This is a genomic window from Gardnerella vaginalis, assembly GCF_001546485.1.
Taxonomy (GTDB): Bacteria; Actinomycetota; Actinomycetes; order Actinomycetales; family Bifidobacteriaceae; genus Bifidobacterium; species Bifidobacterium vaginale_D.
On record NZ_KQ956870.1, the window covers coordinates 1 to 17,157 of the forward strand.

Below are 17,157 nucleotides of genomic sequence, written 5' to 3' on the forward strand. Positions count from 1 at the left end.
GCGTACGCAACTTTTCTGTTTTTTACGTTGTCATCGACGACACTATGGAAGTGCGCAGACTTCTATATTCAAAACGAAATATTGACGCACTACTGGAATAACTATTCCTAATAACTATCATTATTATGCTAACGATTATTAAAAAAGCTATCGTTAAAAGGTTTAAGATTGGCTTAATAGCTTGATTTTAGGCAAGATATCCATTCTCCTCACACCATGTCCATGCAATATTAGATTGTTGGCTGGAAGCCGTGGTGTTCTAATAATGGGCGTAGATTTCAAGTTCAACTTAAAAATTACGCCCAAAATGGTCAACTTGCTTTTTACACGTAAAAGACACACAGAAAAAGAATTGCTCCGTACACTAAATATATTGCCCTTTATGACTTGATGACATGTATTTCACGCACCGCGCTTTCCAATCATCTTCACGAACGCAAGCAAACGCATCCGTTACAGCCTGCAAACCTAAACTTTTAACATACTTACAAGCAATATTAAAACTATTATCAATGCTAATCTCTTCATTTACTAGCAAACTATACTTTGCATACACAGAAGGAACAGCAGAGCCAATATCATCAAAAAGAAAAGGATTCATATCACTTAAAAATGAAGTCAATTCTTCACTTTTATTTTCTTTCCAATAATGATTTAACGCGTAATAAATCATAGAAAACAATTCAAACTTATTCACAACTATTCCTCCCACGGATCATTATTTAATCCTGTCCTATCATGCCATTGTCTTGGAATACTATTTTTCCCACCCTCATTTATCACTTGGTTCTGATGTCGAACCCAATCCTGAGTACCATCTACGTTAATCCTAGTATGCCAATCGTTACCATACATGTCTTTACCAACATGAAAATGCTCATCGTTTGCCAATTCAGTTAGCATCTTCCTATTTTCTGGCGTATCTGGTAGGTGTCCTTCTCTTTCTTCAAAGATATGTTTTATCTGGGAATCATTCTCAGGCAACTTTATCCTTCCCTTAAATTCATCTGGAATATTATCAGGATTATCGCCATACGTTCCCTTATATAAATCGCTCTGTCCTGCCCCCATTAGTTTTTTCTCACTATGCTAGTCCAATCTTCATATTCAACAAATTGAGTTTTCAAATATTTCTCTTTAATTTCATCTGGCATTTTACTATACACAAGAACTACTTCAGGCTCCAATTCTTCCATCATAGAGTCCATACCAGCTTCAAAATAGTATCTGTTAACTCTGTTCTTCAATTGACCATAACTACCAACAGAAACAATTGAGTGCCTCTCAACACCTAAGAACGCAATCTTTTCAGGCAAAAATTTTGTAGTATATGTCCTATCATCACCCCATCTAACACATGGTATTACATAAACACCATGCTTTTGAAAGCAATATCCAATTGCTCTGTTTCTATAAATATTAGTAATCTGAAGCGATAAAGGCATATCTCGATATATAGAACAATCAGGAGAAATAAATCCCTCATACTGCTTTAAAATTTCAACATATTCATTTGGATGAGCAAGCAAATCACTGAATTCCGTATCATTCTCATATTCACAGACAGCAAACGTTTTTCTGTCAGTCTTGCCAATCTTGCTGAATGGCACAAGTTTATTTGGGATAATAAGATTCTTGGGTTTTTTAATTATTGGAATTTCAAAAATACCATCAAACTCAGCATCTTTAACAAGTTCTGGATTGCAACCATCAGACAGCAGACCTGCGTTACGCACACCACTATCAACCACTGATTTTTTCTTTGTTTCTCTTCTTTTTTGTCATAGTATCCATTCCTCACTTCTCTTATATCCATACTTTTCTTTCTCACAATTAACATAACTAATACTAAAAAGACTCAGCCCTTCTCACAGTTAAGCTAACATCTTTCGTTTTTGCTACAAACTTCCTACTATTCGCCACTTGAACAACTCCCTTGTTAAATATCGGATTATAGGCCAAAATCAAAAGACCAGAATTGATCCGCATTGTTAAGATGCACGTCGGGTACTGTTGTCTGCACATGCTACACCAAAGTGAGTATTTTAGCAAACTAACACAAATTTTTTCTTTCTAACAAGATTATTTAGTCTTACAATCACATTCACAAACACAAACAAATGTCAGAACGAAAACGCAACTTATCACCGCGCACTAAATATTTTGCCTTTTATGATTTGATGACATGTATTTTACGCACCGCGCTTTCCAATCATCTTCACTGATGACGCCAAACATCGGAACAGAATTTCGCCAATCGTCGGAATGAAAGTTCGCCAATCATCGGAACAAAAGTTCGCCAATCGTCGGAATGAAAATTCGCCAATCGTCGGGACAGAATTCCGACAATCGTCGGAAAATGATGATAGAATTCATATTATCAGCAGAAAATACGAGCAGACTTAATTAAAAAAACAGGGTGACAGAGTTGAAAAAATATAGGAAAAGAATTGCCGACGATATTTTGAAAAGAAAGCTAGAAGGCAAAGGCGCGGTACTGATTGAAGGGCCGAAATGGTGTGGGAAAACCACTACTGCAGAACAATTTGCAGCAAGCGTTTTATATATGGACAACCCCGAAAAGAAAGAACAGAATATCGCTATGTCGGAACTAAGCCCAAAGCGATTACTGAAGGGAGCTACCCCAAGATTAATTGACGAATGGCAGCTTGCTCCAAAACTTTGGGATGCAATACGGTTTGAGGTTGATCATCGTAGTGAGCTTGGGCAATTTATACTAACTGGTTCTGCTGTTCCTGCAAACACTACAGAAATTACTCACTCTGGTACTGGGCGCTTCACGTGGCTAACAATGAGACCAATGAGCTTATATGAATCCGGTGATTCCACGGGCGAAGCTAGCTTGGAAAACCTTTTTGCGGGAACTAAAAGTATTGAGGGTGATTCAAACTTAAGTATTGACCGCCTAGCTTTTCTTGTATGCCGTGGAGGATGGCCACAATCGGTGGATATGCGTGATGAAATTGCTTTAGATCAAGCTTTTGATTACTACGATGCTATTGTACACTCCGACATTAATCGTGCCGATGACGTAAAAAAAGATGCTGAAAAAGTTAAGCGTCTTATGCGCTCATACGCAAGGAATCAAGGAGCACAAGTACCAAATACTGTGCTTTCGCGAGATATTTCTGCTAATGAAGATAAGACAATTAGCGAGGAAACCGTTGCGTCGTATGTTGATGCGCTTCGCAAAATATTTGTTGTAGAAGATATGCCTGCTTGGAATCCAAATCTAAGATCAAAAACTGCCATTCGTTCATCCGATACGCGTTATTATATTGACCCATCTATTGCTGCAGCGGCTTTGGGAATTGGACCAAACGACTTGATAAACGACTTAAATACTTTCGGTTTTCTATTTGAAACACTTTGCATCAGAGATCTGCGAATTTTTGCAGATTCTCTAGGCGGCGAAGTTTACCACTACAGAGATAAAGACGGACAGGAATGCGATGCGGTTATTCATTTAAGAAACGGTAAATACGGTCTTATTGAAATTAAACTCGGAGGCGAAAAGCTCATTGAAGAAGGAGTAAAAAGCCTTAAAGCGATGAAAGAAAAAATCGACACCAGTAAAATGAACGAGCCATCTTTCCTTATGGTTTTAACTGGAACATGCGACTTTGCGTATTGCCGCAAAGACGGCGTTTACGTGGTTCCTATTGGCTGCTTAAAAAACTAATATAAATTGAATACTACTACACAAAATAACATACAAAACAATTCATCATGATTCATATAGTTTTCTGGTATATGAAACTCTTCTTGAGACTCCGCTGCTGTTTCCCGATATACGTACGGCAAGCTCACTTCACTATAGGAAGTGTTGATTGCTGTTAGCAGAGGGTCACCAATTTTGTGTGACCCTCTAGCATAATTTAACTCTCTAAAACGGTGCGTAATTAAATTGTGAATCTCCTATCAACTTTTATCCACAATTGCGTGGAAAAATGTTGCTTTTTTTTTAAGTGAATAAGCTTAATTGTGACGTGTGCGAATTTTGGGGTTACCTCTGATTTTGCATAATTTTCAAATCGATTAAGAAAGGAAGAAAGTTGAACGAAGAGAATATGGTCATGCCTCCAGTAAATAATCAACATAATGAGTACAAGCATTTGAGTGGGCTTGGAGTGTCTGCACTTGTATTGAGTATTATTAGCATAGTATTTTCGTTTGTGCCAATTATAAACAATTTATGCCTTGTTCTTGGCGTATTGTCCATTATATTTTCTGGCTGCTCGTTCCGTGCAACAGGTAAAAAGGGAAAGAAACGCGGTCGCGGAATGGTGATTGCAGGACTTATCCTTGGCATTCTTTCTATAGTGATTACTTTGGCAATGCAAGCTAGTTTCAGCGCCTCTTTGGATAAAGCCACAGAGTCTATGAATAAAGCAAGTAAAAAGATGGATAACATGGCAAAAGGTATTGCTAATGATAACGCCAAAGAAATGAAGCTTGAAGTTAAAGGAACTGCTCCTACAGATATCAACTTAACGGTTGCTGGCTCAAGCAGCAATGAAAGTTCTGACAATGGTGTTTGGGAAAAAGTTTTGACTGGTAAGGATGCTCAAAAGGATTGGATGATTATGGCTACTCCAAAGCTTGATGTTAATAATCCAACGCCAGACAATTATAAAGTTGAATGCTCAATTACTGTCGACGGTAAGCAGGTTTCACATAAGAGCGCAACTGGATCAGCTGCCAATGTAATGTGCATGGCTTCTGACACAGCTGCTAAGTAATTTATACGTCTTTATAAAATTTATTCAAACAAAAGCCCGACGAGATTTACTCGCCGGGCTTTAGTGTATTTAGGTTTAGTTATTTAAGTAACTTTACTTACTTTTGTCGCTATCTTCTTTAGCTGCGCTATCTTCAGATTTGTTTTCCTCAGATTTACTATTTTCAGTAGCAACAACAGCAGTTGTGTCTATTGTCTCAAACTTTTCACTCTTAAAAGTGAACTCTCCCAGCAAGCCTTCACCTTCGGCATCCACCTTAATGCGTTCGCCATCAACAAGCTCACCAAGCAGAATCTTCTCGGAAATAGTATCTTCAATATCACGCTGAATTACTCGACGCAATGGTCGCGCACCCAGCAATGGATCGAAGCCCTTCTGAGCAAGCAGATTCTTAGCAGCATCCGTAAGTTCCAGCGACATGTGACGATCAAAGAGCCTGTCGTTCAACAGTCTTACATCCATGTCAACAATCTGACGAACTTCCGGTTCAGTAAGTTGACGGAACACAATCGTATCGTCCAAACGATTCAAGAACTCTGGGCGGAATTGACGTTTCAGCTCAGAATTAACCTGATCTTTCATACGCTGATACGTAGAATCTGAATTATTACCAAGCGTAAAGCCAGTATTGGCAGCCTTTGCAATATCTCGCGTACCAAGGTTAGTGGTAAGAATAATAATCGTATTCTTGAAGTCCACTTTTCGACCTTGGCCATCGGTTAAATGACCATCATCCAACACTTGCAGCAGGGTGTTAAAAATGTCTGGATGAGCTTTCTCAATCTCATCGAAAAGTACTACAGAGAACGGCTTTCTACGAACCTTTTCAGTCAGTTCTCCGCCTTCTTCATAACCAACATATCCAGGAGGAGCGCCGAAAAGTCTGGAAGCAGCGTACTTTTCAGCAAACTCAGACATATCAACGCGAATCAAAGCGTTGTCGTCATCAAACAAGAAGTTTGCCAATGCTTTAGCAAGCTCTGTTTTACCAACACCAGTTGGGCCTGCAAAAATAAACGAACCAGATGGACGTTTAGGATCCTTCAAGCCAACGCGTGCACGGCGAATTGAGCGTGCCAAAGCGGATACGGCTTCATCCTGACCAACAATGCGCTTATGAAGTTCAGCTTCCATTTGAAGCAGCTTCTGAGATTCAGCTTGCGTAAGCTTTACCACAGGAATACCCGTAGTGCTTGAAACAACTGAAGCAATCATGTCTTCGTCAACAACCATTTTGACGTTAGACTCACCTTCGCGCCAAGCTTTTTCTTTCTCAGCAACCTCAGTTTCCAGCTTTTCCTGATTGTCACGAAGGTTAGCAGCTTCTTCGAAGTCTTGCTGCTTGATTGCTTCATCCTTCTTTTTAGAAAGATTTGCGATCTTGTGGTTCAGTTCCTTCAGCTCAGGAGGCTGAGTCAAACGCTTAATGCGCAAGCGCGCACCAGCTTCATCAATAAGATCAATCGCCTTATCTGGAAGGTGACGGTCTTGAATATAGCGGTCAGAAAGCTCAGCAGAAGATTGTAAAGCGCCATCCGTAATAGTTACATGATGGTGATTCTCGTAGCGAGAACGCAAGCCCTTAAGAATCTCAATCGTTTCAGCAATAGTAGGTTCTGGAACCTGAATCGGCTGGAATCTGCGCTCCAAAGCTGCGTCTTTTTCAATATACTTACGATACTCATCGGTTGTAGTAGCACCAATAGTCTGTAGCTCGCCTCGCGCAAGCATCGGCTTCAGCATGTCGGACGCACCAAGCGCACCATCAGCAGAACCTGCACCAACAATCGTATGAATCTCATCAATAAACAGCACAATATCGCCACGTGTTTTGATTTCTTTCAGAACTTTTTTCAAACGTTCCTCAAAATCACCACGATAACGTGAACCAGCAATCATTGAACCCAAATCAAGCGAATACACTTGCTTATCCTTCAACGTTTCTGGCACATCACCTTCAACAATTTTCTGTGCAAGACCTTCTACAACTGCAGTCTTACCAACTCCAGGCTCGCCAATAAGCACAGGATTATTCTTCGTACGTCGGCTAAGCACAACCATAACGCGTTCAATTTCTTCGGAGCGACCTATAACAGGGTCAAGCTTTCCTTCTTGAGCTTCAAGGGTAAGATTGCGACCAAATTGATCAAGTAAAGCAGAGCCAGACTGAGTACGCTTATCTTGTACACTACCCGCGTTAGCTAACTCACCTTTTTCACTATCGCTGCTTGGAACATTATCTCCACGAATGAGATCAACAGTTGTGCTACGCAAATCACCAAGATCAACTTCCATCTTGATAAGCACTTGCGTACCAATGCCCTCACCTTCACGAATCAGACCAAGCAGAATATGCTCAGTACCAATATAACTGTGACCAAGCTGAAGAGCTTCACGCAAACTTAACTCCAGCACTTGCTTAGCATGAGGCGTAAAAGGAATATGACCACTCGGGGAAACTGTGCCCTTACCAATCATTTCTTCAACTTGTTTGCGAGTACCATCTAAGTCTACGCCTTTTGCGCTCAGCGCTTTGGCGGCAATACCCTCACCTTCACGAATCAGACCAAGCAGAATATGCTCAGTACCAATATAATTATGCTGAAGTGAGCGAGCCTCTTCCTGAGCTAGCACAATCACGCGTCGCGCGCGATCAGTGAACCGTTCAAACATAACTGCCTTCCGTTCTTTTCTTTCATTCCATGGTAGCGAGTTGCCATGACGCGGAATCTTACGTTGCTTACGAATACTTCATACATGTATTGTTCTGCATAACATAATTAATATTGCGAGAACTATAAGTATTCTTTGTTGATTATTTATTTATGTTGTCTACGTGACTTTCTCTTATATAAACGCATTGCCGTAGAAGTTGCACGTTGAGCATATTTTTTCGTTTGAGATGCTACTGTTTCTGTAACTTTCTCAACATTTTCTACATTCTCAACAGTGCCTTCATCTTTTTGTATGGTATTATCTTGTACACTCAACTCTACTGCGTTATCCTCGTTCTTCACTTCAGCAAAAGCTTGTACATGGTCTACATGTTCACTAGCATCAGCCTGTTCAACATGCTCTGACTCAGCTACAGGCTGCGTGAGCTGTTCGTTTTCAACTTGAGCTTCCGCTACTACTTGATCTAACTGCTCTTGAGTTTGAGATTGTGAGTCATTGGTTTCTTTATTTTGCAACGATGAATCAGCGCTATCAACTTCTTGAGTATTGCTAAGTTTGCGACGCTTACGGCGATGCTTCTTGCTATCTTCAATTGCTTCTTCAATAAGCTCAACATCAGCTCGTTCTTCACGAGGAGCTTGTTGCAAAATATCAATATGATAGTCATCGTACGCCGGAGCAGATTGTACCCACAGTTGCGATGGCTGAGGAGGTTCAATATCTGAATGCTCTCCACATGCGTGATCAAGCGAAACTACTCGCCCATCATCAGGACTCCACATGTTGGCACATACGCCAAACATGGAGCCTAAGCTTCCTGCTAATGGAATCAAGAATCCGCAAGTAGAGCATGCTTTGCCATCAGCAATCTTTGTAGACAGTGATTTTGGTCCGTGCTGTCCCGCGTACCAACGTTTTGCTGTTTGTGAAAGCGCTTCAGCAGTCATTACGCGTCTACGCGACAATCGCAATGTAGATACAGCTTCCTCAAGATCATCGTTTACAGGATACTCATCTTGAGATGAATCAGAAAGTTGCTGACTTTGATCTCGTTGCTGCTCTTGCTGCTGTTCAGTCGTATCGACTGTACTAGTAGCACTCATAGTGTCAGCTGCACCTTCACTATTCTCAGCCGACTGAGTAACATCACACGCAACCTTTGATTCATCACCAGCATGATGATGAACTGGTCGGAACCCATCTTCAAGACGCGCATCGTGCTCATCAGTGCCAATAGAATCCGTTACAGAAAGATCACTTGGTTTTAAGCGATCTTTCCACGGAATCCAAGCAGGTGGCAGTAACGATTCATCTGTAGGAACAAGCGTTGACTCATTTACAGTCCAACGCTGAGTTTCTTCATCGTGATACAACGTTACAGACCACTGCCAGCCTTCATAGCCGACTAATGTGCTTACAAAACGGAAATCAGTAACATTGTCACCAATTTCCGTAGAAGACACAAAGTCACCTACAGCATCCAAGCGCTCTGAAGCTTCCACAGCTACGCTACGAGCAAGCTCTTGTGGATTCACCACTTCATCAGTCATATACACTAATCCTGCACTACTCCTGAACGTCAAAATTATCAGCTACTGCACGCAATAATGTAGCTAGTTTCTTGCTTTCAGCTGTTGAAGGATAATGACGATGTCTTAAACCATTACCGGCAGAGTCAAGCAATTTAATAAGATCTTCTACAATTGCTGCCATGTCTTCTGCCTTTGGGCGAGTTGCTTTCACTAATGATGGCGCTGCCACAATCACATTAAGTCCCATCGCTTGTGGACCTTTACGACCATCAATGACAGAAAATTCAACACGTGTACCCTTATGCAAAGTTTTTACGGTAGCAGGCAATGCTGCAGCTGGCAAGAAAACATCCTTACCATCATCGCTAGCAATAAAGCCATACCCCTTCTGCGAATCATACCAACGCACGCGCCCATTGGGCATAACACACCTCACTCAAATAATCATTCAATATCGCATAACAAACTGCCACAAAGCACAGCACACTATTGTATGCGAAAGGTCTATAGACAGTGTACCAAATATTCTTACTACTTGTATTATTTTTTATATTGTAGCGCATACACGCGGGCAAATACACGGACTAACTTATAAGCAAGTAAATAATCTTACACATGTACTTTCACATACTTAATAAGTAACCGTTTGCTACGAAACATCTTCTATTTCTTTTATTGGAAGTACAACAGTAAGTGTTAACCCATGAGCTTGAACATCAAGCGGTCGAGATGTATTCATAGTGTCATCGAGATGTTCTGCTGTAGAATCAACAACAGTTAATGGTGTGGAAGTAGTTGCACAAATAAAACCGTGGTGTGCTTTCACAACAGATTGGGCAATAGCCATACCTAAACCAGTACCACCTTTCTCGCGGGCACGAGAAGGATCAGCAATGTAGAAACGTTCAAAAATACGAGAAAGTGACTCTTCTGGCACGCCAGGCCCATGATCAACAACACGAATAACTGCATAAGTGTTACCAGTATTAGTCGATTGGCTTACTTCAGCAGCTTCTAAGAATTCTTTCAATGACTCACTTACAGAAGGCAATTGTGAAAGCTTATCTGGCGTAATAGAAGCTTTCATAACACCTACAGCAATTTCAACAGGCGAATCAGTGGGAGTATAACGGTGAATATTACCTACGATATTAGTCATAACTTGACGTAAACGCGCACCATCACCGAGCAAAGTAACGTCAGGAAGTTTACCACTATTGAACTGCAACTTATGCTCAAAATTACAGCGAGTACAATTCATTAATTTCCATTCGTCAGAAAGTGAAAGTGAGCCTTGCTGCACTAAGCGAGCAGGATCAAGCGCATGCAAATCATTAGCAGCATCAGAAAGTATTGGTGCCAGTTTTACAATTTGCGAAGTATCAATACCACGACCTTCATCAAATCGTGCGAGCGAAAGCAAATCCTCTACAAGTTCAGTCATGCGTTCACTAGAAGCTTTAATATGCGCAATTGAATCATCTGCCTGTTTTTGTCCACCCGGCGAGTTGCGCCACATGGTATACAATTCAGCATAGCCATGAATTGCTGCAAGAGGAGTGCGTAATTCATGACTTGCATCTGAAACGAAACGCTTCATTTTTTCTGTCATAGCTTCTTGTTCATTAAATCCACGTTCGATACGAGCGAGCATCGAATTTAAAGAAGCAGCTAAAGAACCAACCTCTGTGTTTTCTGGCGCTGAAGGAACTCGCCTACTTAAATCACCAGAAGCAATTTTTGAAGCCGTTTTTTCAATACGCTTTAAAGGCCGTAATGTAGTGCGAATAATAATAGCGGCAAATACTGCTCCAAACAAAATAACAGCAATACTTACCATAATGCAGTAACGAGTAAGCGTATTAACAGTATCAAGCTGATCGCTTAAAGATAAAGCAATATACACATACCCTCGCATGCTCATACTTGAGTCGTAGCGGTTTCTTTGACCCCAAGTCAACACTAGTACACGCCAAGGCGCTTTTGCTGCTTTTACAGTAGTGTCATCACTATCGCTAACATTACCTTGAATAATTGCAGGAGATGTATACGGCTTATGAATTGCAATGTGCTTACTAGCAGAACCATCCGCCGGCAACTTAGGCATAGAAACAAAGTTGCCTCTCAGTTTCGGCACCAATGGTGTAGTTATGATTTTATTATGCGTATCTCTAATCTGCATAAAATAATCATTTGGACCAGCAGTTGATTGATTAGCATCTTTCCTACGCAATAAATCAATATTGTCATAAATAAGTTGAGCCTGATCTGCTAACTGAATATCTGTTTTTTCTAGCAGATAACCTCCAACTAGCTGACGAATTGATAACGAAATACAAAATGCAGCTATAGTAAGCACAGCTAACGTGCAAGCTAATAAGCGTGTACTTAACGGTATTGCGCTTACACGACGACGCAACCAACAAATTCTACGCGGTTTCAAATCTGCATTAGCGCCTACGCTTGGCACTATTGCCACGCTTTTGCCTATGTCAGTAGAAGTTGTAGCATTTTTACCGTCGGCAGTCGTGCTGATACTGCGTTGCGTTTCCTGCTTTTCGTCGCTATGATTACTCGGCTGCATAATCAGGCTTGACCTGCCTTTGGTTCACGAATCATATAGCCGATGCCACGTTTAGTCTCAATAAGAGGAACAACTTTTTGCTGATTTCCATCAGCATCAGTAACTTCAATACCGTCTATTTTTTTTCGCAAATAAGAGATATAGGACTCAACAATAGCCGCATCGCCACCCCAATCATATTGCCACACATGATTCAGAATTTGGCTTTTTGACAATACGCGACCTTCATTATCCATCAAATAATGCAGCAACTTATACTCAGTTGGACTAAGCTCAATCGCTACGCCGCTGCGAGTAACATCATGTGAATCTTCATTGATTTCTAGATCGGCTACTCGAATAATAGGAGTTTCTTCTTCTTGTTCTCGTGTTCGACGCAGAATAGCACGAATCCTTGCTACTACTTCTTCCAAACTGAATGGCTTAGTGACATAATCGTCACCGCCAACTGTCAAGCCCATGATTTTATCTTGCGTATCGTCTCTTGCTGTAAGGAATAGAACCGGAACCTTAACTCCATTTTGACGAATACGCCTTGTAACAGTAAAACCATCAATATCCGGAAGCATAACATCCATAACAATAAGATCAGGTTTTACTTGTTCTATGACTTCAATGGCCTCTGACCCAGATGCAGCGGTTTCAACATCAAAACCAGCAAAATGCAACGATGCAACCAAAAGTTCACGAATTGATGGTTCATCGTCGACCACAACTACAGACGCTTCAACATTCTTGCTCATACTGATTAGCATCACCTATAAAGCTGAATATTTCCTGAATAAATACTGAAAATCAAACAAGTTGCTCGATTATTTTTGGATTATCGTCGAGTGCGAGCATGACGTCTATGAGCTTTACGCAATCCTGCACGTATTTGACGCTGAACATAACGTCGACGCAGTAAAATAGCGGTTACTATTGCACATACCGCTAGCAAAACAACCAACATAACAAGTGTGGATACTAAACTTGCAGATGTACTTGTGGAAGTTCGTTTTGAACGTGCAATCTGTTGCATCATCATCATTGCGGATTGCCCCCAATGACTTCCTGAAGTAGTAACTAACGGTCGATATGCAGCATCAGATAGCGCGTCCACTGTGTTCTTACTCTTAAGCCACTCGTCGGAATTAGGTGAAACTGCAACAATAAGTCTTCCATCATGGGTAGCTACAGCAAGTAGTACTGTATTGCGCGCTGGCATTGTGCTAATAAGCAAATCGCTCGCCCATTTTGACGGATTTTTTGTATTACCAAATGTAGCTAAATATAGAAGTTTTACATTTACGCCTGTGCGCTTTTTAGTAGCTACGATAGCGTCTGAAACTTTAGTAACGGAGTCGCCCAGTAAATTCTCAGTGTCTGTTATTGAATCAGTGGCTACAATACCTAAATCTTTTACATTATCGGCAGCATATGCTGAAGTTGGTTGAATGATGCTGAACGGCGAAGGTACAAGCAGAGCAGCAGTTATTATTGCCATCATACATGAAATACTCAAAAGTAATGCCAGCAAAGAAGATGTTATACGTCGTACAAATACCCGTACTGTGCACAAGTTTTGGGAGAAATAAGCTGAAATGTGGATAAGTGGCAGGCTTTTAACCACACGCAAGCACAAAGCTTTCACATAATTTTTTGAAGGCATATATTTATCATAGCGTTACACCACACAACTCAACACAACACGCTACATAAATTATGCATTTGGGGTTATTGCTCAATGAAACTAGGTATGGTGTTTCGCAAAATTTATGAATTTATCAACCATCACGTTGAAAAAACGTGGCGACAGTACGGAGGGGATTATGCCACAATTTCGAGTTGATTCAGAACATATTCAACAATCTGCAGCAGCTGTAGGTTCATCAGTTAATGCAATTAGAAGCGCTGTTAACGGCATGTATGCTAACCTGCAGCAACTGCAAAGCGTATGGACTGGACCTGCTGCTACCCAATTTGCGTCGACTGCACAACAATGGCGTGCAGCACAACAACAAATGGAGCAATCGTTGGAAGCAATTCAGCAAGCGATGCAGCATGCTTCAGGCTTGTATCTTGATGCAGAAACTCAAGCTACTTCCCTATTTGGCATGAGATAATTTAGCAATTAAACAAAGTATTGGCGGTATGTTGTAGAGCATACCGCCAATACTGTTAGCGAACTTGTTTCCTATTATTATGATCTAACAAGTTAAGATTTTGCGTAACTAAACTACTCTTTAGTAGCCCATTTCTGCGCCTGCCTGAGGTGCAGCAGCTGGCTTTTCAGGTTTGTTAGCAACAACAGCTTCAGTAGTTAAGAACAAGCCTGCAATAGAAGCAGCATTCTGTAGAGCAGAACGAGTCACCTTCACAGGATCAGTAACGCCTGCAGCCATCAAATCTTCATAAGTGTTGGTTGCAGCATTGAAGCCTTCACCTTCTGGAAGCTCACGCACCTTATTGAGTACAACGTCACCAGAAACACCGCTATTTTGAGCAATCTGCTTAATAGGGGCTTCTACAGCACGGAACACAATGGCAGCACCCGTAGCTTCCTCACCCTTAAGTTCTGTGATAGCTGGAGTCTTTTCAATCTTTGCAGCAGCCTGAACCAAAGCGACACCACCACCTGGAAGTAAGCCTTCCTCAATAGCAGCCTTAGCATTACGAACAGCATCTTCAATACGATGCTTGCGTTCCTTAGCTTCAACTTCAGTAGCGGCGCCAACCTTAATAACAGCTACACCGCCAGCGAGCTTAGCAAGACGCTCCTGAAGCTTTTCGCGATCGTAATCAGAATCAGTGTTTTCAATTTCTGCACGAATCTGAGCAACACGAGCATCGACATCTTCCTTAGAACCAGCTCCGGAAACAATAGTTGTTTCATCCTTAGAAACAATTACCTTAGCTGCATGACCAAATACAGAAGCATCGATGGAATCAAGCTTCAAGCCGAGGTCATCAGAAACAACCTGTGCGCCGGTCAAAATAGCCATGTCCTGAAGCATTGCCTTACGACGATCGCCAAAGCCTGGAGCCTTTACAGCAACCGTATTGAAAGTACCACGAATCTTGTTAAGCACCAATGTTGGCAGTGCTTCACCATCAACATCTTCAGCAATAATCAGCAATGGCTTGCCAGACTTCATAACAAGTTCAGCGATGTGGACGATATCCTGCTGGCTGGAAACCTTACCAGAAGTGAGCAAAATGTATGGATCTTCGAGCACAGCTGTCTGATCGTCAGCATTAGTGACGAAGTAAGGGGAAATATAACCCTTATCGAAGCGCATACCTTCAGTGAAGTCCAAGTCCAAACCGAACTTGTTGTTATCTTCAACGGTGACTACACCATCCTGACCAACCTTATCCAAGGCTTCAGCGATCTTTTCGCCAACTTCAGGATCTGCTGCAGAAATAGTAGCAGTTGCAGCAATTTGCTCTTTAGTTTCTACATCCTTAGCGGAAGCAAGCAATTCCTTAACGATTGCTTCAGCAGCTTTCTCGATGCCACGGCGAAGAGCAATTGGGTTGCTTCCTGCAACAACATTCTTCAAACCTTCATGCACTAAAGATTGTGCCAAAACAGTAGCGGTTGTAGTACCGTCGCCTGCAACGTCATCAGTCTTCTTAGCTACTTCCTTAACGAGTTCAGCGCCAATACGCTCATATGGATCCTCAAGATCGATTTCCTTAGCGATAGAAACACCATCGTTAGTGATAGTTGGAGCACCATAAGCTTTATCAAGCACAACATTGCGACCTTTTGGTCCAAGGGTTACCTTGACAGTGTCTGCAAGCTTATCGAGACCTGCGAGCATACCCTGACGGGCGTCCTCTTCATAGGCAATAATCTTTGCCATTATTCCTCCGCATACGTTATTCATGGACTATTCACCAAAGTCTTAAGCAATAAGCCGTCAGCTGCTTATTATCACTCTCAAGACTTGAGTGCTAATTGAAGATTAGCACTCTATGCCCCCGAGTGCCAACTTTTTGGCGTTTATAAGAAAAATGCTGGTTAGAAAAGCAAATCTAACCAGCATTACAAACGCATATGCGTATGTTATTTACACAGCACCACTACAATTTGAGAAACAATTCCTTTTTCATTTTCAACTGCGGCAATACCTAAAGTTTTTGCAATATCTTCTGCGGCAGCTTTCTGAGTATCATCCTTATACCAAACAACAGAAGTATTTGGCACTTTACCAGTCGGATTACCTGCTGTTACATTTGCATAACCCGCTTGTTTTAAGGTGTTTGCTGTTTGTGCTGCATGACCATTGATATCGGTAGCATTAATCACTTTTACGGCAACTGTTTTGTCAACCGCAGCTTGAGATTGTGTAGTAGTATCAGTGTTTTTTGCATTATTATTGCTGGATTCATCTGTTTTAGTATCCTTAGTATCTTCAGCATTGGTGCTATCTGCTTCAGTTTTTTCGGAATCATCAGAGGAATCGTCTTCATCATCGGATTTAGGTTTTGTAGTATCAGACTTCTTCGCCACTACCTTAGATTGAGAACTCTGCTGAGAATGGTTCCATGGGAATGAAAGATGCGAAATTTCACCAGAAGCAAATGCCCATACCAAAAGACCGGCTAATACAGCGATAACCAACGTCACAACATAAGGAAGTATTATGGCATACCAAGCAGGATTTCCACGATGCACACCTACAGGACCTTCTGGTGGTTCATCAAAAGCATCAGGCGTATACGACACGCTCCGATTATTTCGCGCCATAATTGCATTCCTCCAACACGTTCATCCAAATAATATGCATCCATACTATCTAATGCTGAGCACAAACCACAAATTCAGTATGGCAGAAACTTTTATGCTACACCTTGTCATACAGTAGCCATATGAATTCTCAACATGTTAAACCTTTAGATGAACTTATGGATCCGGATTGGGCAAAAGCGCTTACGCCTGTTGAACCACAAATTAGAGCAATGGGAGAGTTTTTACGCGAGCAAATGAAGCAAGGACACCATATTTTGCCCGCAAGTCATAATATTTTACGCGCTTTTAGTATACCCCTTATGAGTATAAAGGTTTTGATTGTTGGGCAGGATCCTTACCCTACTCCAGGTCATCCTGTTGGGCTTAGTTTTTGCACTGCTCCTGAAGTACGTCCGTTACCAAAAAGTCTTATCAATATCTATAAAGAATTAGTTGACGATCTTGGAGTTGATGTCCCACAAAGCGGTGATCTAACGCCGTGGACACGTCAGGGCGTCATGTTACTTAATCGTTGTTTAACAGTTGAAGCAGGCAAAGCAAATAGTCACCAAGGTAAAGGTTGGGAAATAGTAACTGATGCTGCTATTCGTGCTTTAAATAGTCGAACCGATAGTAACGGGCATCCCTTACCTTTGGTAGGCATCTTGTGGGGACGAAACGCTCAAAGTTTAGCTCCGTTACTTACGAACGCTACACTCATTACTTCTGCACACCCAAGCCCTCTTTCAGCAATGCGCGGTTTCTTCGGATCACATCCTTTCTCCCGAGCAAATCAAGCGCTTATAGAACAAGGCGCTTCTCCTATTGACTGGTCGTTGCGCACACAAGCTGTATGATGTTCAGATTGTCATGCTACATGCA

Annotated in this window: 15 protein-coding genes; 4 read left to right on the forward strand and 11 right to left on the reverse strand. The window is 41.5% G+C overall.

The features are described 5' to 3' along the window. Window positions 1-364: 364 nt before the first annotated feature. From HMPREF3208_RS05000 to HMPREF3208_RS05010, 3 genes are read right to left on the reverse strand one after another with little or no spacing between them, the layout of a single operon-like run. A complete protein-coding gene (locus HMPREF3208_RS05000) occupies window positions 365-712 on the reverse strand; it encodes a hypothetical protein (protein WP_064347496.1) in 348 nt (115 codons plus the stop codon). After that, on the reverse strand, window positions 700-1,071 hold the full coding sequence (locus tag HMPREF3208_RS05005) for a hypothetical protein (protein WP_004130966.1): 372 nt from the start codon (window positions 1,069-1,071) through the stop codon (window positions 700-702). The genes HMPREF3208_RS05000 and HMPREF3208_RS05005 overlap by 13 nt, the downstream gene beginning before the upstream one ends. After that, window positions 1,071-1,751 carry a DUF4417 domain-containing protein gene (locus tag HMPREF3208_RS05010; protein ID WP_230953106.1) on the reverse strand — a complete coding sequence of 227 codons (681 nt, stop codon included), beginning with the start codon at window positions 1,749-1,751 and terminating at the stop codon, window positions 1,071-1,073. Before HMPREF3208_RS05010 ends, HMPREF3208_RS05005 begins: the two co-directional genes overlap by 1 nt. A 677-nt stretch (window positions 1,752-2,428) precedes the next feature. Between HMPREF3208_RS05010 and HMPREF3208_RS05015 the strand changes: the two genes are divergently transcribed. After that, the gene (locus HMPREF3208_RS05015) at window positions 2,429-3,703 is read left to right on the forward strand and encodes an ATP-binding protein (RefSeq protein ID WP_196488963.1); all 1,275 of its coding nucleotides are present in this window, start codon (window positions 2,429-2,431) and stop codon (window positions 3,701-3,703) included. Between the two features lie 373 nt (window positions 3,704-4,076). Beyond that, on the forward strand, window positions 4,077-4,763 hold the full coding sequence (locus HMPREF3208_RS05020; RefSeq protein ID WP_064347499.1) for a DUF4190 domain-containing protein: 687 nt from the start codon (window positions 4,077-4,079) through the stop codon (window positions 4,761-4,763). Between the two features lie 93 nt (window positions 4,764-4,856). Here HMPREF3208_RS05020 and HMPREF3208_RS05025 read toward each other — a convergent pair whose 3' ends face one another. From HMPREF3208_RS05025 to HMPREF3208_RS05050, 6 genes are all read right to left on the reverse strand, one after another. Next, the gene (locus tag HMPREF3208_RS05025) at window positions 4,857-7,436 is read right to left on the reverse strand and encodes an ATP-dependent Clp protease ATP-binding subunit (RefSeq protein ID WP_064347501.1); all 2,580 of its coding nucleotides are present in this window, start codon (window positions 7,434-7,436) and stop codon (window positions 4,857-4,859) included. Window positions 7,437-7,582: 146 nt separating this feature from the next. Next, a complete protein-coding gene (locus tag HMPREF3208_RS05030) occupies window positions 7,583-8,989 on the reverse strand; it encodes a DUF3027 domain-containing protein (protein WP_064347503.1) in 1,407 nt (468 codons plus the stop codon). A 16-nt stretch (window positions 8,990-9,005) separates the two neighbouring features. Next, the gene (locus HMPREF3208_RS05035; RefSeq protein ID WP_016637326.1) at window positions 9,006-9,395 is read right to left on the reverse strand and encodes a cold-shock protein; all 390 of its coding nucleotides are present in this window, start codon (window positions 9,393-9,395) and stop codon (window positions 9,006-9,008) included. A gap of 225 nt (window positions 9,396-9,620) precedes the next feature. After that, window positions 9,621-11,555 (reverse strand): sensor histidine kinase, encoded by a 1,935-nt coding sequence (locus HMPREF3208_RS05040; protein ID WP_064347505.1) that lies wholly within the window; start codon window positions 11,553-11,555, stop codon window positions 9,621-9,623. 2 nt (window positions 11,556-11,557) lie between these two features. Beyond that, entirely contained in the window at window positions 11,558-12,298 is a 741-nt protein-coding gene (locus tag HMPREF3208_RS05045; protein WP_064347507.1) for a response regulator transcription factor, read from the reverse strand. A gap of 80 nt (window positions 12,299-12,378) precedes the next feature. Beyond that, entirely contained in the window at window positions 12,379-13,044 is a 666-nt protein-coding gene (locus HMPREF3208_RS05050) for a hypothetical protein (RefSeq protein ID WP_064347509.1), read from the reverse strand. A gap of 322 nt (window positions 13,045-13,366) precedes the next feature. Here HMPREF3208_RS05050 and HMPREF3208_RS05055 point away from each other — a divergent pair, with 322 nt between their 5' ends. Continuing rightward, window positions 13,367-13,660, forward strand: a complete 294-nt coding sequence (locus HMPREF3208_RS05055; protein ID WP_032814435.1) for a WXG100 family type VII secretion target — start codon at window positions 13,367-13,369, stop codon at window positions 13,658-13,660. A gap of 120 nt (window positions 13,661-13,780) precedes the next feature. On the opposite strand, the gene groL is transcribed toward HMPREF3208_RS05055, so the two are convergent. Together groL and HMPREF3208_RS05065 are read right to left on the reverse strand one after the other, a co-directional pair. Continuing rightward, complete coding sequence (gene groL, locus HMPREF3208_RS05060) at window positions 13,781-15,406, reverse strand: chaperonin GroEL (protein ID WP_032814436.1); 1,626 nt, start codon at window positions 15,404-15,406, stop codon at window positions 13,781-13,783. A gap of 203 nt (window positions 15,407-15,609) precedes the next feature. After that, the gene (locus HMPREF3208_RS05065) at window positions 15,610-16,293 is read right to left on the reverse strand and encodes a LytR C-terminal domain-containing protein (RefSeq protein WP_064347511.1); all 684 of its coding nucleotides are present in this window, start codon (window positions 16,291-16,293) and stop codon (window positions 15,610-15,612) included. A gap of 122 nt (window positions 16,294-16,415) precedes the next feature. Between HMPREF3208_RS05065 and HMPREF3208_RS05070 the strand changes: the two genes are divergently transcribed. Then, entirely contained in the window at window positions 16,416-17,132 is a 717-nt protein-coding gene (locus HMPREF3208_RS05070) for a uracil-DNA glycosylase (protein ID WP_064347512.1), read from the forward strand. Window positions 17,133-17,157 lie beyond the last annotated feature (25 nt).